This window comes from Williamsia sp. Y721 (assembly GCF_059683565.1).
The window spans coordinates 722,942-742,457 of the sequence record NZ_JCASNH010000004.1; the positions used below are offsets into that span (position 1 = coordinate 722,942).

General features: G+C 64.6%; 14 protein-coding genes. 9 read left to right on the forward strand and 5 right to left on the reverse strand.

The window, feature by feature from the left end; genetic code table 11:
* Positions 1-107 precede the first annotated feature (107 nt).
* Positions 108-1,853 (forward strand): glycerol-3-phosphate dehydrogenase, encoded by a 1,746-nt coding sequence (gene glpD, locus AC56PL_RS22875; RefSeq protein WP_495517826.1) that lies wholly within the window; start codon positions 108-110, stop codon positions 1,851-1,853.
* A 28-nt stretch (positions 1,854-1,881) separates the two neighbouring features.
* On the opposite strand, the gene AC56PL_RS22880 is transcribed toward glpD, so the two are convergent.
* The 4 genes from AC56PL_RS22880 to AC56PL_RS22895 form a co-directional block, all read right to left on the reverse strand.
* On the reverse strand, positions 1,882-2,289 hold the full coding sequence (locus tag AC56PL_RS22880; RefSeq protein WP_482138495.1) for a Zn-ribbon domain-containing OB-fold protein: 408 nt from the start codon (positions 2,287-2,289) through the stop codon (positions 1,882-1,884).
* Between the two features lie 14 nt (positions 2,290-2,303).
* The gene (locus tag AC56PL_RS22885; protein WP_495517825.1) at positions 2,304-3,515 is read right to left on the reverse strand and encodes a thiolase C-terminal domain-containing protein; all 1,212 of its coding nucleotides are present in this window, start codon (positions 3,513-3,515) and stop codon (positions 2,304-2,306) included.
* A 64-nt stretch (positions 3,516-3,579) separates the two neighbouring features.
* Positions 3,580-4,191 (reverse strand): TetR family transcriptional regulator, encoded by a 612-nt coding sequence (locus AC56PL_RS22890; protein WP_495517824.1) that lies wholly within the window; start codon positions 4,189-4,191, stop codon positions 3,580-3,582.
* A 126-nt stretch (positions 4,192-4,317) separates the two neighbouring features.
* Positions 4,318-8,904 carry an ATP-dependent helicase gene (locus AC56PL_RS22895; RefSeq protein ID WP_497155231.1) on the reverse strand — a complete coding sequence of 1,529 codons (4,587 nt, stop codon included), beginning with the start codon at positions 8,902-8,904 and terminating at the stop codon, positions 4,318-4,320.
* 348 nt (positions 8,905-9,252) lie between these two features.
* Between AC56PL_RS22895 and AC56PL_RS22900 the strand changes: the two genes are divergently transcribed.
* The 8 genes from AC56PL_RS22900 (at position 9,253) to AC56PL_RS22935 (ending at position 16,747) form a co-directional block, all read left to right on the forward strand.
* On the forward strand, positions 9,253-9,423 hold the full coding sequence (locus tag AC56PL_RS22900) for a CbtB domain-containing protein (protein ID WP_495518399.1): 171 nt from the start codon (positions 9,253-9,255) through the stop codon (positions 9,421-9,423).
* Positions 9,424-9,438: 15 nt separating this feature from the next.
* Positions 9,439-10,251, forward strand: coding sequence for a CbtA family protein (locus AC56PL_RS22905; RefSeq protein WP_497155232.1), 813 nt, complete (start codon positions 9,439-9,441; stop codon positions 10,249-10,251).
* Positions 10,252-10,295: 44 nt separating this feature from the next.
* Positions 10,296-10,769 (forward strand): histidine phosphatase family protein, encoded by a 474-nt coding sequence (locus AC56PL_RS22910; RefSeq protein WP_497155314.1) that lies wholly within the window; start codon positions 10,296-10,298, stop codon positions 10,767-10,769.
* A 90-nt stretch (positions 10,770-10,859) separates the two neighbouring features.
* Positions 10,860-12,092 carry an acyl-CoA dehydrogenase family protein gene (locus AC56PL_RS22915; RefSeq protein ID WP_495517821.1) on the forward strand — a complete coding sequence of 411 codons (1,233 nt, stop codon included), beginning with the start codon at positions 10,860-10,862 and terminating at the stop codon, positions 12,090-12,092.
* Between the two features lie 239 nt (positions 12,093-12,331).
* Positions 12,332-12,859 (forward strand): TetR/AcrR family transcriptional regulator, encoded by a 528-nt coding sequence (locus tag AC56PL_RS22920; protein WP_497155315.1) that lies wholly within the window; start codon positions 12,332-12,334, stop codon positions 12,857-12,859.
* Positions 12,856-14,394 carry a flavin-containing monooxygenase gene (locus AC56PL_RS22925; protein WP_497155233.1) on the forward strand — a complete coding sequence of 513 codons (1,539 nt, stop codon included), beginning with the start codon at positions 12,856-12,858 and terminating at the stop codon, positions 14,392-14,394. The genes AC56PL_RS22920 and AC56PL_RS22925 overlap by 4 nt, the downstream gene beginning before the upstream one ends.
* Positions 14,391-16,097, forward strand: a complete 1,707-nt coding sequence (locus AC56PL_RS22930) for a GMC oxidoreductase (protein WP_497155234.1) — start codon at positions 14,391-14,393, stop codon at positions 16,095-16,097. Before AC56PL_RS22925 ends, AC56PL_RS22930 begins: the two co-directional genes overlap by 4 nt.
* Positions 16,097-16,747, forward strand: coding sequence for a hypothetical protein (locus AC56PL_RS22935; protein WP_495517818.1), 651 nt, complete (start codon positions 16,097-16,099; stop codon positions 16,745-16,747). Before AC56PL_RS22930 ends, AC56PL_RS22935 begins: the two co-directional genes overlap by 1 nt.
* A 26-nt stretch (positions 16,748-16,773) precedes the next feature.
* Here AC56PL_RS22935 and AC56PL_RS22940 read toward each other — a convergent pair whose 3' ends face one another.
* Positions 16,774-19,506, reverse strand: coding sequence for a molybdopterin-dependent oxidoreductase (locus AC56PL_RS22940; protein ID WP_497155235.1), 2,733 nt, complete (start codon positions 19,504-19,506; stop codon positions 16,774-16,776).
* Between the last annotated feature and the right edge of the window lie 10 nt (positions 19,507-19,516).

Consider the following 19,516-nt stretch of genomic DNA (forward strand, 5'->3'; position numbering starts at 1 on the left):
CGCTGTGTGGACCATCGACGTGTCACCGAAGCGCATTGGAGTGGCCGAACGGTTACCTGCGGGTAACCTGGCACAAGAGTATCCGCCCAGCTGAATGGGAGATCGCGATGAGCGCAGCAACTTTCGATCCGGATCGGCCCGCAGACCTCGGTCCCCGCTACCGGGAAAACGCCTGGCAGCGCCTCTCGACCGAACAGTTCGACGTTGTTGTCGTCGGCGGTGGCATCGTCGGGGCCGGAACTGCGCTCGACGCCGCAACCCGCGGCCTGCGGGTGGCCCTGGTCGAGGCCCGCGACATCGCATCGGGCACATCAAGTCGCTCGTCGAAGATGTTCCATGGCGGATTGCGCTACCTCGAACAACTCGAGTTCGGCCTGGTTCGCGAAGCGCTGCACGAACGCGAACTCTCCCTGAGCACCCTGGCGCCGCACCTCGTCAAACCCCTCCCGTTTCTTTACCCACTGACCCACCGGGGCTGGGAGCGCCCCTACGTCGCGGCAGGCCTTTTTCTCTACGACTCGCTGGGCGGATCGAAATCAGTTCCCGGACAACACCATGTGACCCGTTCCGGGGCGCTGCGCATTGCGCCGTCGCTGAAACGGAACTCGCTCACCGGCGGGATCACCTACTACGACACCGTGGTCGACGACGCCAGGCACACCTTGACCGTGGCGCGCTCTGCGGCCCACTATGGCGCGGTGATCCGGACCTCGACGCAGGTCACCGGCTTCCTACGCGAAGCCGACCGTGTCAGTGGTGTGCGCGTTCGCGACACCGAGACCGGCGAGACCGCCGACATCCGCAGCCACTGCGTGATCAATGCGGCCGGGGTCTGGACCGATGAGATCCAGGCGTTGTCCAAGCAGCGCGGCCGCTTTCGGGTCCGGGCCTCCAAAGGTGTGCACATCGTTGTCCCGCGTGATCGCATCGTCAGTGAATCGGCCATCATTCTCCGGACAACCAAGTCTGTGCTGTTTGTGATCCCGTGGGAAACCCACTGGATCATCGGCACCACCGACACCGACTGGAACCTCGATCTCGCTCATCCGGCTGCGACCGCCGCCGACATCGACTACATCCTCGAACGGGTCAACGAGGTGCTGGTGACACCTCTGACCCACGGCGACATCGAAGGCGTCTATGCCGGCCTCCGCCCACTCCTGGCCGGCGAAAGCGACGAGACCTCGAAACTCTCCCGCGAACATGCGGTTGCCGAGGTCGCGCCGGGTCTGGTTGCGATAGCCGGCGGCAAATACACCACCTACCGGGTGATGGCCGCAGATGCCGTGGACGCCATCACCGACTTCATCCCGGTCCGGGTGGCGCCGTCCATCACCGAGAAGGTGCCGCTGCTCGGAGCCGATGGCTATCACGCGTTGATCAATCAATGCGATCAGCTCGGACAACGACATGGGCTGCACCCGTACCGTATTCGTCGCCTGCTCAATCGCTATGGCTCGATGATCGACGAGGTCTTGGACTACGCCAAGAAAGATGCAAGCCTGCTCGAACCACTGACGGGTGCCCCGCAATACCTACGGGTCGAGGTCGTGTACGCCGTTGTCAGTGAGGCGGCGCTGCACCTCGAAGACATCCTGGCGCGCCGTACCCGGATCGCGATCGAGTACCCCGACCGCGGCGTGAACTGCGCAGCCGAAGTCGCGGATTTGGCTGCGCCACTGCTGGACTGGGATGCCGAGCAAACCGCGTTCGAGGTCGAGACATACCTGGCCCGTGTAGTCGCCGAAGTCGCCTCGCAGCGTCAACCTGACGACGAATCTGCCGATGCCCTACGTGCGGCCGCTCCGGAATCACGCGCCGAACTCCTTGAGCCGGTGCCGGTTCCGGACTGACACTGCCCAGAAGTCGGCAGGCGTCAGGTCAGGCGGGCTCGTAACGCAAAAGTGTGACGTCGTCGTCCGGGTAGTCGAAGAACACCGGCTTGACCCGCATACCCACCGTGATGTCTTCCGGTGCGACGTTGACCAACTCGGTGGACAGGCGGGGACCTTCGTCCCACTGCACGACGGCAACAAGCTGCGGCACCGAGTCGGCGAAATGCGGCGACACCGGCTTGCGCGCGATGGTGAACGTGTAGAGCGTCCCGAGGCCGGAGATCTCGCGCCACTCGAGGTCGTCGGCGAGGGTGCCGGGCGCCAGGACACGCGGATAGAACACGTACTGCTGCAGCGACGGTGAATACTGGATGCGGATCTTGTGCTCTGCCAACGCATCCCAGAAGGGTGCGGTCACAGGCGTTTTCACCGGCATCGGTTTGGTGAACGTCATGAGGTGATCGCTTTCTAGTCGCCCTGGAGAACAAGTGTGGTCTGTTCGCCCATCACGCCACCGTTGCCGGAGACGAATGCGCGGTTGCAGTCGTCGACCTGTGCGGCCCCGGCCCGGCCCATGATCTGGCGGGTGGCGTCGCACACGTGGTGCATGCCGCCTGCCAGTCCGGCCTGTCCGAATCCGAGCTGGCCGCCTGCGGTGTTCAGGGGGAAGTCGCCGCGGAACGTCAGGTCATGTGAGTTGACGAACTCCATGCCCTTGCCCTTTTCGCAGAAACCCGCGTCTTCCAGGCTCATCAACACCGTGATGGTGTAGCAGTCGTAGATGGAGACCATGTCCATGTCACTGCGCTCGAGACCGCTCATCGTGAATGCGGAGTTGGCAGCCTGCGTGATCGGCGTCTGCAGCAGATCTTCGGCATAGCTGGGGGTCTTGTAGGCGACGTGCTCGCCAAAACCCTTGATCCACACCGGCCGGTTCTTGCTCTTCTTCGCCAGCGCGGCCGAGGTGACCAGCACCGCGGCGCCGCCGGAGCACGGCATCACGATCTCGAGGCGGCGGAGCGGGTCGGCGATCATCGGGCTTGCCAGTACGTCGTCGATGGTCAGCGTCTTGTCGTAGAAGATCGCATCGGGAGTGTGGTTGGCGTTGACCCGTTGATCCACAACAATTTTCGCCAGCGCGCGCTCGTCGTATCCGTATACGGAGCGGTACAGCTGAGCGATCTGCCCATACGGACCGTTCTGCCCGAGATTGCCGAACGGGATGTCGAACTCGGCCTGCGGTGAGCCGTAGCGGTTCGATGACGACCCGTACAGCAGGATGTCGGTGAGACTTTCCGGCAACGGCTTCTTCTCGTTGTACGGCACGCCGTAGTCGGCGGGAAGGACACACAGGACCGCTTGGCAGATGCCGAGTTCCACCGCCGCCGCGGCACGCCAGACCATCGCGGACGCCGATGCTCCACCGAGGTCGACGATCTCGGCAAAGTTGACCTTCGCTCCGAGGTACTCGGCAATGGTGGACGGTACGAACATCTCGGACTCGAGCAGAGTCGAGGTGACGATCCCGTCGATCGCGATGCCGGTCAGTCCGGCGTCCTCGATCGCCGATGCCGACAGGGTCGCCCACTGTTCAAGTGTGAAACGGGGGGTCCTGGTGGAGACCTTCTGTGGTGGCAACTCCGTATATCCGACAATTGCCGCATCGCCCTGAAAACCCATGGATGCTCCTGCGCGTGGAGAAAGTGGAAGAGACGGTCGTCCGCCAACCTACTAGAACCCGAATCTAGTTTTCAACTGTTTGCTCGGCCGGGCCGAACAGGAAGTCCATGAATCGGTTGCACAGCCGGTAGACGTCGTCCATCGTTCCGTCGTGATAGATCGCTGAGGTGAGGGCGGTGTTGATGATCGACCACAACATGATCGCGGCGTCGGCGGCGGCGCCGGGGCCGAGCCGGGCGAAGTCGCCGGCCAGGGTCTGCTGGCAAACGGTGAAGAATTCGCCGAGCAGCGCTTTTGCGTTGGTGTCCGAACTCGACTGCAGGATCACATGCACTTTGAAGAAGTGCGGTCGACGCTCGAACGACGAGATGACCGCGTTCATCTTGGTCCGGATCTGATGCTCGGACAGGTTGTCGCCGGACCGCGCGTAGGCCGGTGCTGCCCAGTCCAACAGCACTGCCGCGTAGAGATGCTCTTTGGACGAAAAATAGCGGTAGAGAGTGCCCAATGCGACCCCGGCTTCCTGCGCCACGTCGCGGATCTGGATCTGCTCGTACTCCTGGGCCTTGAGAGCGGCGTTGGCGGCCTTGATGATGCTCATCCGTCGGGCCTGCTGCCAGGCGGGCAGCTCCGAACTGAGCGTTGCCGCCGCAGTGGAGGGTGCCTGTTGCGCCATGGAAGAGTTCCTTTGCGTATGCGGGCCGTTGCCCGTGTGAGCCATCCGGTGATAGCCGAGCTAGGTACACAGTAAATTGTGCCGACCTGCCGTGTCCGCCACACCGTGAGGTTCCGGTGATCCGGGTCAGCCGGTTCGCCGTAGTCGCAACCCTCGGGGTGTGGCCGCGAATCCGCTCTCGCGTAGATGTGCGGCGAGGTCGCTCGTCTGCACCGGGTCGCCGTTGACCCGTTCGACGTGTAGCCGGTCGACCTGACCGCGGATCACGACCTTCGCCAGAGCCCCGGACGCCGCCTCCAGATGCGCGACGTTTTCGCTGAACGTCAGAACCGTTTTTCCGCCGCGCTCGACAAACAACACCAGATGCCCGTCCACGAGAACCACCAGCGCGCCCGGCTTGCGGCCGGGCCGGTGTCCCTCGGCCTGTTTCGGCCATGCCAACGCCGCGCCATACGGGTTGGCCGGGTCGGTGGCCGCGAGTGCCAGAGCGAAGGTGCCGGTCGTCTCGACCTCGTCGCGGAGACGATCGACTGTGGTGGTCGCAGCGAACTGGGCGCCGCCGAGCCCGTCGATGTAATACCCGCGCCGGACCTTGCCGCTGTCCTCGAATCCACTGAGCGCCTTGTATACCCGCGAGAATCCGCCGGCGATGCCCTCGGTCATCACCGCCCCCTTTGTCACCACGCCATACCGGTCGAGCAATGCCGAACACTGAGCGGCCACCGCTCGTGTCGGATCGGATGTGGGCTCGGGCAGGGCGAACCATCGCCCGGTCATCGACAGCGGCGCAGTGCGGGGTGTGCGGGCGAACCGACTGCGTCCACGATGCGCCGGGGCGCTGCGGGTGGCACCCGATTTGCGACCGGGGCCGAGCAGCGCCCGCACCGGACTGAAGGTGTCGTTGCTGATCCGCCCGGCCCACGCCAGATCCCACAACGCCGTCTCCAGATCTGAACCGAGCGGAGCCACACCGCCGAGGGTGAGCGCGTCGCTGAGTTGCCGAAAGAAGAAGGCGCCGCCGGAGGAGAGCTGTTCGAGTAGCCGGTGATGCAACTCGCTCGTGTCGATATCGACCGGGATCGGGAGACTGTCCTGCGCCACATCCGCCGGATGCAGACTGATCCAGCCGTCCGATCCGGACAGCCTTCCGTGACCCGCCCAGAGCACCTCGCCACCGGCGGTCAATTCGTCGAGCATGTCGGGGCGATAGTCGGCCACCCGTGCGGGCAGGACCAGCGACTCCCATGCCGATGCCGGAATGGGTACTCCGGCAAGCTGATCGATCACCGCGGACACACCGTCGATGCCGCGCAGCCGTGCCCGTGCGGTGACGTGCTGCCAGCCGGTGACGAATCGGGCGTAGGTCTCGTGACTCACCGGCGCGATCTCCGCGCGGCTCGCGGCGAGGGAACCTCGTCGCAGCACGGCGAGTACCTCGGTGTTGCACCACTGTTCGGCGCCGCTCAGAGTGCCTGCAGGTTCGGGCCGGAAATCTCCCTCGACCACTCGTCGTTGTCCGGCCAAGCGCACCAGGGTGTCGCGGACGACGGCGACACCGACTCCCAGCGCCTCGGCCGCGTCGGATGCCACAAACGGTCCGTGGGTACGCGCATAGCGGCCGACGATGTCGCCGAGCGGGTCGTCCACCGGTTCGAGGAATGCCAGCGGAAGTCCCTGCGGCGGGGGGATACCCAGCCCGTCACGCAGGCGTCCGGCATCCTCTGCGGCCGCATACAACTGTGCTTCGCCGCGCTGGATCGTGATGGCCCGGCCCGAGGCCACGAGTTCGTCGAGCAGAGGTTGCGGATCGTCGCCGGTGAAGCGCAGGCCCACATCGGAGGCGCTCAGTGGTCCGAGCCAGCGCAACAGGTCGGCGATGCCTTCGATGTCGCGGGCCTGGCGATCGGGATGCAGGCGCTGCAGCTTGGCCTCGGTATCGGCGATCACCTTCGCGTCGAGCAACTCTCGCAGGTCGACCCGTCCCAGGAGCTGGGCCAACAACGCGGTGTCCAGGGACAGGGTGGCGGCGCGGCGCTCAGCCAGCGGCGCGTCGTCGGCGTACATGAAGGCGCCGACATACCCGAACAGCAACGACGAAGCCATCGGAGAAGGTGTCTGCGTTTCGATCTCGATGATCCGGAGGCGCCGTGTTGCGATCCTGGTGAGCAGATCGGTCAACGCGGGGAGGTCGTAGACGTCCTGCAGACATTCGCGAAACGCCTCGAGGATGATCGGGAACTGCGGGTATTTCCGGGCCACATCGAGTAGCTGCGCACTGCGTTGGCGTTGCTGCCACAGCGGCGCCCGACGTCCCGGGTTGCGGCGCGGCAAAAGCAGCGCCCTGGCGGCACATTCGCGGAACCTGGAGGCGAACATGGCGGACCCGCCGAGTTGCTCGGTGACGATCTGCTCGATCTCGTCGGCCTCGAACCCGAACAGTGCCGCGCCGGGAGGCTGGTCGTCGGTGTCAGGTAGGCGGACGATGATGCCGTCGTCAGCTGCCGAGACGGCCCCGTCGATACCGTAATCCTGTTCCAGGCGTGCCGCGACCGCACTTGCCCACGGTGCATGCACCCGTAAACCGAAGGGGGAGTGCAGGATCACCCGCCAGTCACCGAGCTCGTCGCGGAATCGCTCGACCAGCAGGGTGCGGTCGGTTGGCAGGTGGCCGGTGGCGGCCTGCTGCTCGGAGATCAGCTGGGCGAGATTGTCGCGGGCAAAATCGTTGAGCCCCAGGCGCTTCGCGTGTGACTCCAGCTTCTTGTCGTCGATGAGTTCGCCGACAAACCGGCCGATGGCCTCACCCAACTCGGCCGGCCGGCCGATGCTGTCGCCATGCCAGAACGGCAAACGCCCGGCCTGCCCGAATGCCGGCGTGACCAGGACCCGGTCGTGGGTGATGTCCTCGATTCGCCAACTGGTTGCACCCAGGGCGAACACATCGCCGACCCGCGATTCGTAGACCATCTCCTCGTCGAGTTCGCCTACCCGCGTTTGCTTTTCGCCGACCATGTAGACGGCGAACAATCCGCGGTCGGGGATCGCGCCGCCCGAGGTGACGGCCAGGCGTTGCGCTCCGGGCCTCCCGGTCAACGTGCCCTGCGCCCGATCCCAGACGATCCGTGGCCGCAGTTCGGCGAACTCGTCGGACGGATAGCGCCCCGACAACAGATCGAGGGTGGCGTCGAATACCGGCCGCGCCAGCGTTGCGTACGGCGCGCTGCGGCGCACGAGCTGATACCAGTCGTCGACGCCGATACTGCCGGTGGCGCAGGCGGCGACGGTCTGCTGCGCGAGGATGTCGAGCGGATTCGCCGGCACCGTGAGTTCTTCGATGAGTCCGTCGGTCATCCGTTCGACGGCAACCGCGCAGCGCAGCAGGTCAGCCCGATGTTTTGGAAACAGGACGCCCTGACTGATCTCTCCGACCTGATGGCCCGCCCGGCCGATCCGCTGCAGGCCGCTCGCCACCGACGGCGGTGCCTCCACCTGGATGACCAGATCAACTGCGCCCATGTCGATGCCCAGCTCGAGACTGCTGGTGGCGACCACACAGCGCAGGCGTCCAGCTTTGAGCTCTTCTTCGATCTGTCCGCGGACCTCCTTGCTGACCGAACCATGATGTGCGCGGGCGAGCAGGGGGGCGGCACCTTTGCTGGCGCCGCTGGCCATCACCTGGGCCGGCGCGCCGCCGGGCACCCGCGGATTCGGGCGCGATTCCGGGGCTTCGCCGATTCGGGTGGCGTGCACTTCATTGAGCCGGGCCGTCAGCTGTTCGGCGAGTCGACGCGAATTGGTGAAGACGATGGTGGACCGGTTCTTCTCGATCAGATCGACGATGGAGCTCTCGACATACGGCCACAGCGATCCGGCAACCGGTGCCGATGCCTCATCGTCGAACCCGTCGGTGCCCGCGATCACCGGGATGTTGGTCATGTCGGCGACGGGGACATCGACGGACAGGTCGAATGTCTTCTGCGCAGGCGGCTGCACCACCGTGCACGGGCGACTCCCGGACAGGAACTCGGCCACGCGCTGCGGGGGCCGCACGGTCGCCGACAACCCGATGCGCTGCGCGGGCTTGTCCAGGAGTGCATCGAGACGTTCCAAAGAGACCGCGAGGTGCGTCCCGCGTTTGGTCCCGGCCACCGCGTGAACCTCATCGATGATGACGGTCTCTATCGAGGTCAGCGTCTCCCGGGCCGACGACGTCAACATCAAGAAGAGCGACTCGGGTGTGGTGATGAGGATGTCCGGTGGCTTGCGCAGCAGTTGCCTGCGCTGGGCGGGCGGCGTATCACCGGACCGGACGCCGACAGTGATCTCGGGGACGGGTTCGCCCAGATCCTGTGCCGCCCGGGTCAGCCCGATCAGCGGTGCACGCAGGTTGCGTTCGACGTCGATCGCCAGCGCCTTCAGGGGCGACACATAGAGAACCCGGGTACCCGCAGGCTCGGCTCCCTCCGGGGTGGGATGGGCAGCGAGCTGATCGAGCGCCCACAAGAAAGCCGACAGCGTCTTTCCGGACCCCGTCGGTGCCACCACCAGTGTGTTCTGGCCGTCGGCGATCGAGTTCCAGGCACCCAGTTGGGCCGCGGTGGGTTCGGGAAACGCAGCGGTGAACCACGCCCGGGTGGGCGCGGTGAACCGGCCGAGGACCTGCTGGGTGTCGATACCGGCGGACTTCGGCGGTGAGGGCTTGCGGGCGGCCATTGCTCCATGATCCATGAGTGGTCTGACAACGGCGCCGGGGATCGATATGACAGGTGGTCTGCACCGTCCGTCTTGACCGGGCAAAACGCGCAGGTTTAGAGTCAGCCCCAACGCTGTGTGGACGGGAAATCCGGTGAGAGTCCGGAACGGTCGCGCCACTGTGAGTTCAACGGAGTCACCAGCATCCGGGGAACGAGTCAGAGCACCTACACCCAGCGAACATCCATCGAAACGCGGGCGCGTCTACCCGCGAGAGGAGTTCAGTTGTCGAGTCCTTCAGTATCCCAAGCATTTTCAGCGGCACAGCCAGGTCCTGGTGGTGCCAGGCTCGCAGTCGCCGTACCTGATGTGTCGGTGGTCAACACCGCGCTATGGCTGACCGCGACCACCTTCGTCGCGGCGCTGGCCTACTACTTCCTCGGCTACGACCAGGGCGCGGTGTCCGTGTTCGGCGCCGACACCCATGTGCACGAGTTCGTGCACGATGCGCGCCATTTCCTCGGCTTCCCGTGCCACTGAGGGGCACCTGAGAACATGGAAAAGAAGTTCATAGGGGCCGGCCTGGTCGCGGGGATCGTGGGCGGGTTGTTCTCCTTCGTGTTTGCCCGCATCTACATCGAACCGCTGGTGGACCGGGCCATCGCCTATGAGGGTGAGCGCTCGGACGCCGAGATCGCCGTCGCGGGCGGCGTCCACGAACACGGCGAAGAGGTGGTCAGTCGCACCATCCAACAGAATTTGGGTGTTGGCGTCGGGACGGTTGCCTTCGGTCTGATCATGGGCGCGTTCCTGGCGGTCGCGTTCACCGTCGCCTGGGCGTACGTCGGACGTCGCTACCCGCAGGTCGACCCCCGTTCGGTGGCCGGTCTGCTGGCGCTGTCCGGGTTCGTCGCGGCTTACCTGATCCCGTTCTGCGCATACCCGGCGAATCCTCCCGCGGTCGACCTGGAAGGCACCATCAACGGGCGAACCAGTTCGTTCCTCACGATCACGGTGCTGTCGGTTGCGTTCATGATCGCCGCGTGGGTTCTCGCGTTCTACCTGGCACCGAAGATCGGTGGACTTTACGCGGCGATCGTTTCGGGCGCGGCTTACCTGGTGGCTGCCGGCGTCGCGATTCTGCTGTTGCCGAAGTACGACGAGATACCGGGTGAACTCCTGGACGGAGACACCATTGTCATGTCCGGGTTCCCGGCCGATGCCTTCGGTGATTTCCGCTTCTATTCGGTTCTGAACCAGGTCATCCTCTGGACTGTGCTCGGGCTGGCGTTCGCGGTGATCTTGACCGTGATCGGCAAGCGTCAGACACGTGCGGCTCAGGTTCCGGCATCTGCGAGCGTCGGCTGAAACTGCGACTGGTCACCGCGGCCCGGACCGGGCCCAACGCGGCACTGAGATTTGGTGCCGATGAACCACTCGACAAACGCGGTCGCGCCGATTGCGCGCGGCTGCGTTTGCCGTATCCGGACCCGGTGCATATTGCGCCGGAACGTGCGGCCATCGAGACCGCTGAGCTGATCGGCGCCATCGGCCCGGTTGAATCGCGGCTGGGGGCGATCGACCTCGGGACGTGGAACAAGCTGGACCCCGAGCAGGTCGATCCGATCGAGCTCCGTACCTGGCTGACGGACCCGGATTTCGCCTCGCACGGCGGCGAGAGCGTTACTGCCTTTGTTGCACGACTTGATGATTGGCTCATCGGCTGTACGGAATCAGACCTGACCGCGGTGGTGACGAGCGGGACCGCGCAAGGGGTGGTCGCAGCTGCGCTTGGTTGCGATTTCTGGAGTGTCGAGGTTGCGCCCAATCACATCGTGAACCTGTCTCGACGCAACGGGCGGTGGCGGGTCCGGTTCGGGGGCTAGGAGTTGGACCCGATTCCTGAACCAGGCACACGAACTGGAACTTGTTCTAGTGTTGGTATCGAGTGGATACGCCAACGGTAGGGGATTTGAATGTTCGAGTGGTCCGAAGAAGACCTGATGGTGCGGGATGCGGTCCGGAGCTTTGTCGACAAGGAGATCCGGCCCCACGTCGATGAGCTCGAGACCGGAAATCTGCCGCCTTACGACATCATCCGGCTGATGCTCAAGTCGTTCGGAATTGATGCCATGGCGGCCGACGCACTCGAGAAGGACCTTGCTCACGAAGAGGCGGTGGCGCGCGGCGAGGCCGAGCCGAAGTCGGGGTCCGGCGGGGGTATGACGTCGATGGCGTCGATCTTGAACATCGAGTTGTCCGGGGTGAGTCTGGGCATCGTCGCGTCGATGGGGGTCAGCATGGGACTGACACCCTCGACCATCAGATCACGGGGAACGCTGGCCCAGAAGAAGCGGTGGCTGCCCGATCTCGTCACCTTGAACAAGGTCGGGGCATGGGCGATCACGGAACCGGATTCGGGTTCGGATGCGCTGGGCGGCATGAAGACAACGGTTCGGCGCGACGGTGACAAGTACATCCTCAACGGGCAGAAGACGTTCATCACCAACGGGCCGTACGCCGACACCGTGGTGGTGTTCGCGAAGCTCGACGAGGGTGATCCCGACGTCGACCGGCGACACCGCAAGGTCCTCACGTTTGTGCTCGACAAGGGCATGGAGGGTTTCACGCAGGGCAAACCGTTCAAGAAGATGGGCATCATGTCGTCGCCGACCGGTGAGCTCTTCTTCGACAACGTCGTGCTCGAAAAGGACCGCTTGCTCGGGGAGACCGAGGACACCGGAAAGGGCAGCGGTGGCGAAGGTGCCAAGGCGGGCTTTGCCATGGAACGGGTGGGGATCGCGACGCTGTCGCTCGGCATCATCAACGAGTGCCAGCGGCTGTCGATCGACTATGCGAAACAGCGCACGCTGTGGGGCAAGCCCATTGCCGATCTGCAGTTGATCCAACTCAAGCTCGCCGAGATGGAGGTGGCCCGGTTCAATGTGCAGAACATGGTGTTCCACGCGCTCGAACGCTCGAAGGCGGGTAAGCCGCTCGATCTGGCCGAGGCGTCGGTGATGAAGCTCTACTCGTCGCGGACCGCCACGGACGTCGCGATGGAAGCCGTGCAACTGTTCGGCGGCAACGGCTACATGGCCGAATACCGCGTTGAGCAGCTGGCCCGCGACGCCAAGTCGCTGATGATCTACGCCGGGAGCAACGAAATACAGATCACCCATGTCGCGAAGGGTGTGTTGGCCCGCTAGATCCGCAAAAGCACACGGTTCAGTCATAAGCACACGTTGCAACGTGTGCTTATGACTGGACCGTGTGCTTCTGTCGGAGCCAGAACCCCGAACTCAACTTACAAACAGACTGGACTGTTTCTTACTTCTCGGTTACTGTCGCTCGTGTGGCGACAAACACATCAACGACCGATGACACAAAAGGGTCCGCCGACCCGGATGTGACACCCAGTCGTACCCAGGCTCAGCGCACCGCGCAGATGCGGGCCCGACTGCTCGACGCGGCGATCGGCTGCCTCATCGACAAGGGTTACGCCGGGACGAGTACCCAGGAGATATCCCGTCGCGCGGGGGTTTCCAGGGGCGCGCAGCTGCATCATTTTCCGACCAAGGAGTCGCTGGTGGTCGCGGCGGTCGAGCATCTGGTGGAGCAACGGCTCGCCGAGATGCTCGACGCCCATGTGGCGGACGACAACGCCGGGGTCGAACTGTTTCTCGATGCCTTTTCCGGGCCGCTGTTCTATGCCGCGCTCGAACTGTGGATCGCAGCGCGTACCGATCCGGTGCTGCACGCCGCGGTGCTACCCCTCGAGGCGCGGGTGAACGAGGCCATTCAGGCAGGCAGCGCGGCGATCTTCGGTGACCGGATGTCGCCGGAAGCCATCGAGATCAGCGTTGAACTGGCCAGGGGACTGGCGGTTTCGGCTCTTTTTCGCAATGACACAACCGACCGGGAGATGCGCGCGCGCCTCGTCCCGATATGGGAGGCAATGGTGACCCGCACATGAGTACTTCGCCCGCACGCACGGCCCCGCTGGCAGCATTGCCCGCGCAGGTGCACACGCTGATCGTCGGAACCGGCTTTGCCGGGATGGCCGCGGCGCACAAGATCCTGACCGAAAAGACCTCATCCGACGTGGTGCTCATCGAACGTGCGTCGGATGTGGGCGGAACCTGGCGTGACAACACCTATCCCGGTGCGGCGTGCGATGTTCCGAGCAACCTGTACTCGTTCTCCTTCGCGCCGAGTCCGGCGTGGACACACAACTACGCCCGTCAGCCGGAGATCTTCGACTACCTGAAGTCGGTGGCGGACCAGCACGGGATGCGCGAGCGAACCGTGTTCGACTGCGAGTTGCTCACTGCGCGCTGGGATTCGGTGACCTCGCGGTGGCAGGTCGAGACGTCCCGCGGTGTCACCTCGGCCCAAGTGTTGGTGGCTGCCACTGGCACCCTGTCGAATCCGAGCTTTCCGGATGTCCCCGGAATCGGAGATTTCACCGGGACGATGTTCCACAGCGCCACCTGGGATCACAGTTTCGACCCGGCAGGCAAGCGCATCGCGGTGGTCGGAACCGGTGCATCGGCCATCCAGTTCGTCCCCGAATTGGCCGATCCCGCAGAACATCTGACCGTCATCCAGCGGACACCGGCGTGGATCATCCCTCGGCTTGATCGTTCGATCGGCACACCGGAGCGCACCCTGTACAAGGTGTTGCCCCCGTCGCAGAAGCTTGCCAGGGGTGGCCTCTACGTCTACCGCGAGGGCTACGTCCTCGCGCTGGCGAAGTTCACGTTCCTGTTGCCGCTGTTCAAATTGCTCGCCAAGAGCCAGTTGCGCAGACAGGTCAAAGATCCGGTGCTGCGGAAGAAGTTGACGCCGAAGTTCACCATCGGTTGTAAACGAATGCTGCTGAGCAACACGTGGCTCCGGACCCTCGCCCGACCCGATGTGAACCTCGTGGACACCGGGATGGCGGCAATGACCGCGGACGGGGTTGTCGATGGAAACGGGGTGGAACACAAGGTCGACGCGGTGGTTTTCGGCACCGGCTTCACCGCGACAGAGCCGCCGGTGGCACAGGTATTGCACGGCGCCGACGGCCGTAGCCTTGCCGAATCGTGGAACGGCAGTCCCAGTGCCTATCGGGGAACGTCGGTGAATGGCTTCCCGAATCTGTTCCTGATGTATGGACCGAACACGAACCTCGGACACAGTTCCATCGTGTACATGCTGGAATCGCAGGCGAACTACATCAATTCGGCGATCGCGCAGATGGCCGACCGGAAGTTGTCGAGCATCGATGTCAAGCGTGAGGCGCAGGAGGCCTACAACGCGGATATCGACGAGCAATTGACGGACACCGTGTGGAACGCCGGCGGATGCTCCAGCTGGTACTTCGATCGCAAGGGCCGCAACTCGGTCATGTGGCCGACGTTCACCTGGGAGTTCCGCAAGCTCCTGCGCACAACAAATCTCAACGACTTCGAACTCGGCAGCGGTGCAGTGGTTCCGCAGCCACGGGAAAGCGAGCCTGCATGAACGACTATGACGTGGTGGTTGTCGGATCCGGTTTCGGCGGATCGGTTGCCGCGCTCCGTTTGACGGAAAAGGGTTACAAGGTAGCGGTTCTCGAGGCCGGACGTCGCTTCGAAGACGACGAGTTGCCGAAGACCAGTTGGCGATTGCGCAAGTACCTGTGGGCACCGTGGATGGGTTGCTATGGCGTGCAGCGCATCCATCTACTACCCGATGTCCTGGTGATGGCAGGGGCGGGGGTCGGTGGCGGATCGCTGAACTACGCCAACACGCTGTACCAGCCGCCGAAACGCTTCTTCGAAGACCCGCAGTGGGGCGATATCACCGATTGGTTCGACGAACTGGACCCCTACTATGACCAGGCCCGTCGAATGCTGGGCGTTGTCGACAACCCGAGTGTGACGGCCGCCGACAAGGTCATGCGCGAGGTGGCTGATGACATGGGTGTCGGCTCGACGTTCACCACCACACCGGTGGGTGTCCTGTTCGGTAATCCCGGTGAGCGCGTGGCAGATCCGTTCTTCGGTGGGGCCGGCCCCGAGCGGACGGCCTGCACCGAATGCGGGTCCTGTATGACCGGATGCCGGGTGGGTGCCAAGAACACCCTGGTGAAGAACTACCTGCATCTGGCCGAGAAGGCCGGGGCGACGGTACTGCCGTTGACCACGGTGCGCGCGGTTCGGCCGTCCGACGACGGATACGAGATCGTCACCCGGCGCACAGGTGCCAAGCTGCGTCGTCGCGAGAGAAGCATCTTTGCCGGCCAGGTCGTGTTCGCGGCCGGAACCTACGGCACGCAGAAGTTGTTGCTCGCGATGAAGGAGACCGGGGAACTGCCACAGCTGTCCGATCAGCTGGGTTCGGTCGTGCGCACCAACTCCGAGGCAGTGCTGGCCGCGACCGCTCGCAACCGGGATATCGACTACACCAACGGTGTCGCCATCACGTCGTCGTTCCATCCGGACGACCACACGCACATCGAGCCGGTTCGATACGGCAAGGGCAGCAACGCCATCGGGTTGTTGCAGACGGTGTTGTCCGACGGCGGTGGCCGGACGCCACGGGTCCTCAAGACGGTCGGGGTCGCACTTCGCCACCCGGGAGCGTTCGTCCGGAGTCTTTCGGTGCGGCACTGGTCGGAGAAGACGGTGATCGCACTGGTGATGCAAACCGATGACAACTCACTGGAGCTGGCGTCCAAGCGCGGCATCTTCGGCCGGAAGCTGACGAGTCGGCCCGGTTCGGGAAACCCGCCCCCCGAATGGATTCCACAGGGACATACGGCGATCCGATTGCTCGCCGACAAGATCGACGGCGATCCGGGCGGTTCGATGGCCGAAGTGGTCAACATCCCGATGACTGCTCATTTCCTGGGCGGTTGCGTCATCGGAGCGGATTCGGAGCGGGGTGTGGTCGACCCGTATCACCGTGTCTTCGGACATCCGGGGCTGCATGTGGTCGACGGGTCGGCGGTGAGCGCCAATCTGGGTGTCAACCCGTCGCTGACCATCACCGCGCAGGCCGAACGTGCGATTGCGCTGTGGCCCAACAAGGGTGAGGTCGATCAGCGTCCGGAGATCGGCGAAGCGTACGTGCGTGTCACCGCGGTAACGCCAACATCACCCGTGGTGCCGGTAGATGCGCCAGGGGCGCTACGGCTACCTCTGTTCGTGACCACCTCTGCAGCGTCGAAGGACGCCTGCTGATGTGGAGCGTTGTCGAATCCGAAAGTGCCCCGGCGCAGTTGCCGGTCAGCTCTCCACCGCCATGGCCCGCGTCGGTGCGGGCCACACTCTGGTGGCATCGGGCAACCGACGAAGCCATCGCCCTCGGCGGCCGAGAATCGACGATCAACATGACCGTGGGAATGGTTGTCGACTACCTGGACTCGCCGGTCGGACCGTATCGCGAAATCCTCGCCAGTCCGGTCCTGCGGCGGCCGGGTGGTGGGCTCGGGATGATGCCTCGGTTGTCGGTGCCGTTCATCGCCGTCGACTCGGCCGCCTCGGTGCACGGTGGTCGCTTCCACTGGCAGTTGCCAAAGGTACTGGCCGACTTCACCGGTGACGTCCTCGAAGGCGCCGGTGTCTCGGCACGCGATTGGCTGGTGCAAACCCAGTCCGATGGGCGCGGGCCGTCGTTCCCGATCAAGGGTTCTCTCGGTTTTGCCCAGCCGGTTGACGGCGGCGTGGACATCGCGGCGACCAAGCTGACGGGACGGGCCCGCTATGCAAAGGTCGCTGTTCTTGCCGAGGGCCCGACCCTGTCTCGCTGGCTCAAGACCGGGACCCACCACGGCTTACAGATCGTCTCCGGCAAGATGGAAACCGGTACGGCTCGGACCATTTCGTCCTGACCCACCCACTTTTGCACCGGGTGTGGTCAGGGGGTGAGGGCTCGCCAGACCCTGGGCGGGTTCATCGGCAACTCGTGGATCCGGACGCCGATCGCGTTGCGGATGGCGCTTTCCAAAGCCGGTGCAACCGGGTTGTAGGGCGCCTCGCTCATCGACTTCGCGCCCAGTGGGCCGATGGAGTCATAGGTGTCGGCGAAGTACACCTCGGTGCGGGGCACATCGGCCAGCGCCGGGATGTGATAGTTCCGAAGCACCTGCGTGATCACGTGACCTTCGTCGATGATCATCTCCTCGTACAACGCCGTACCGATGGCCTGGGCCGCACCGCCTTCGATCTGTCCGCGACATTGCCCGGGGTTCATCACCACACCTGCGTCCGCGGCCTGCAGCGACTGCAGGATGCGGACCTCGCCGGTCGCAGTGTTGACCGCGACCCGGAAGGCGTGCACGTTGTATGCCACCGACCGCGGGCTGCCATTGTGGGTGCCTTCGCATTCGACCGGTCCACCGGCGGCTGCGGCGATACCGGCAAGATCGATGAAGGCGGCTCCGGCCTGCACGCCCTGGGGCCCCAGAACGCACTCGGATTGATCTGCCCCGAGTTCGGTGGCCGCGATCTCGAGAATCTTCCGGCGGAGTTCGTCCGCGGCCAGGCTCAGCGCCTTGCCTGCAACGACGGTGCCGGCCGAGCCGAATGCGCCGGTGTCGTAACCGATGACGTCCGTGTCGGACTGGCGGATGACGATCTGGGTCGGCGCGCAGCCCAGTGCCGACGCCGCGATCTGGGTCAGAACGGTGGTGGTTCCGTTGCCGAACTCGGCAGTACCCACGGCTGCCACGAACAGGCCATCAGTGGTCAGCGACATCCGTGCATCGGCGTAGTGGCCGCGCGGCGGATTCGTCGCGATCATCGTGGAGGCCATACCTTCGCCCACTCGCCAATGCGGCTGGTCGGCAAAGACTTCGCCATTGCGCGTGGGATCGGTGCGAGCCGAATGAAGTGCCTCCTGGGCCAGATCCAGACACTGGTCGAGGCCGTAGCTGCCGAACTCGAGGTCGTCGTCCTCGACTTCCCACGTCACGAACGGGTCACCCGGAACCGTGGTGTTGATCCGGCGCATCTCGAACGGATCGATGCCGAGCTGCGCGGCCAATTCGTCGATCGCCCCCTCGATCCCGAACGCGACCTGCCCGAGCCCATAGCCGCGGAACGCTCCGGACGGAATGTTGTTGGTGTACACCGCACGTGCGTCGACGCGCTTGTTGGCACACCGATACAGGGCGACGGATTCACTACATGAATGAAACAACACCGGGATGCTGTGGTTGCCGTACGCGCCGGCGTCGGACAGCACCGAGACCGAGAGTGCGGTGAGTACACCGTCGGCGCCTGCGGCCGCGGTCACGTCGACGCGCATCGGGTGACGGCACGTCGCGATGGTGAACTGATCGGTCCGGGTGAACTCGTAGACCGCCGGACGGCCGGTTTTGATCATCGCCAGTACCACCAGGTCTTCGGTCAACAATTCCTGTTTACCGCCGAAGCCGCCACCAACCCGAGAGGTGTAGACCCGGACGTCGTCGACGGCCAGGCCGAAGATGTGGCACAGCCCATCTCGGGTCAGGAACGGGACCTGAGTGCTCGAGCGAATGACGAAGCGGCCGTTCTCATCCCGCCAGCCGACGGCACCGTGGGTCTCGAGATGTGTGTGCTGGATCCGTGCGGTCTGCCAGCGTCCGGACACCACGGTTCCGCCCGCTGCTCGGGCCGCTTCGACACCGGCCTCCACATCGCCGGTGGTACCCCCGAATTCGACTACGAGGTTGCGCTGCGGATCCGCGATGCGGGCATCGGTGGTCTTGTCGCCGTGGACCAGGGGCGTGCCGGGTTCGGTGGCCAGTGCCGGATCGAAATTGGCGGGTAGGACCTCGTATTCGACGACGATCAGCTCTCCGGCCCGGCGGGCGATGGTCATCGAATCGGCGACCACGGCGGCGACCCGCTGCCCGACGAAACGAAGGGTGGTGTCGAAAACGTAGGTGTCGTCGGGATTGTCGAGACGGTTCTCGTGGCGCGCCGTGGAAAAGGGCACCCCGGGATCGTCCCGGTGGGTCAGTACCGCGCGCACTCCGGGCAACTGTTGCGCAGCTGTGGTGTCGATCGACACGATCCGGGCATGCGGATGTGGGCTTCCGACGACGGCGATGTGTCCGAGATCGGCGGGAAGCCGGTCCATCGTGTACGGCTCGGTGCCGGTAACGATGCGCGCGGCGGCCGGTGCCGGGATCGACCGGCCCACCGAGGGCCCCGGATCTCCTGCGGAGACCTTCTCGACACCCACGACTCCGTTGATGGCGTCGCAGATGGAGCGATATCCGGTGCAGCGGCAGAGGTTTCCCTTGAGACTCTGCGGCAGATCGTCTCGTTGAGCCTGATCGAGCGCGCTGACGGTCACCACCATCCCGGCGGTGCAGAAGCCGCACTGGAAGCCGGCCGCGTCGACGAAGCGCTGCTGCAGCGGATGCAGGTTGTCGGGGGTGCCGAGCCCGGCCACTGTGGTGATCTCGGCATCGGCCACCCGGAACGCGGGGATCAGGCACGAATGATGTGGCTCGCCGTCGATCAGGACCGAACAGGCACCACAGTCGCCGGCGTCGCAACCCTTTTTGACACTGTCCTCACCCTGGTCGCGAATGAACGTGCGCAGGCACTGCCCGGGGGCGGGGCGGCCATCGACAGGTTTTCCGTTGATCTTCATATGTATTTTG

Bases quoted from the DNA above. Each gene is read 5' to 3' on its own strand.
- AC56PL_RS22935 (WP_495517818.1), top strand. From the start codon at position 16,097: ATGTGGAGCGTTGTCGAATCCGAAAGTGCCCCGGCGCAGTTGCCGGTC.
- AC56PL_RS22890 (WP_495517824.1), bottom strand. From the start codon at position 4,191: ATGGCGCAACAGGCACCCTCCACTGCGGCGGCAACGCTCAGTTCGGAG.
- AC56PL_RS22925 (WP_497155233.1), top strand. From the start codon at position 12,856: ATGAGTACTTCGCCCGCACGCACGGCCCCGCTGGCAGCATTGCCCGCG.
- AC56PL_RS22905 (WP_497155232.1), top strand. From the start codon at position 9,439: ATGGAAAAGAAGTTCATAGGGGCCGGCCTGGTCGCGGGGATCGTGGGC.
- AC56PL_RS22930 (WP_497155234.1), top strand. From the start codon at position 14,391: ATGAACGACTATGACGTGGTGGTTGTCGGATCCGGTTTCGGCGGATCG.
- glpD (WP_495517826.1), top strand. From the start codon at position 108: ATGAGCGCAGCAACTTTCGATCCGGATCGGCCCGCAGACCTCGGTCCC.
- AC56PL_RS22880 (WP_482138495.1), bottom strand. From the start codon at position 2,289: ATGACGTTCACCAAACCGATGCCGGTGAAAACGCCTGTGACCGCACCC.
- AC56PL_RS22895 (WP_497155231.1), bottom strand. From the start codon at position 8,904: ATGGCCGCCCGCAAGCCCTCACCGCCGAAGTCCGCCGGTATCGACACC.
- AC56PL_RS22915 (WP_495517821.1), top strand. From the start codon at position 10,860: ATGTTCGAGTGGTCCGAAGAAGACCTGATGGTGCGGGATGCGGTCCGG.
- AC56PL_RS22885 (WP_495517825.1), bottom strand. From the start codon at position 3,515: ATGGGTTTTCAGGGCGATGCGGCAATTGTCGGATATACGGAGTTGCCA.
- AC56PL_RS22920 (WP_497155315.1), top strand. From the start codon at position 12,332: ATGCGGGCCCGACTGCTCGACGCGGCGATCGGCTGCCTCATCGACAAG.
- AC56PL_RS22940 (WP_497155235.1), bottom strand. From the start codon at position 19,506: ATGAAGATCAACGGAAAACCTGTCGATGGCCGCCCCGCCCCCGGGCAG.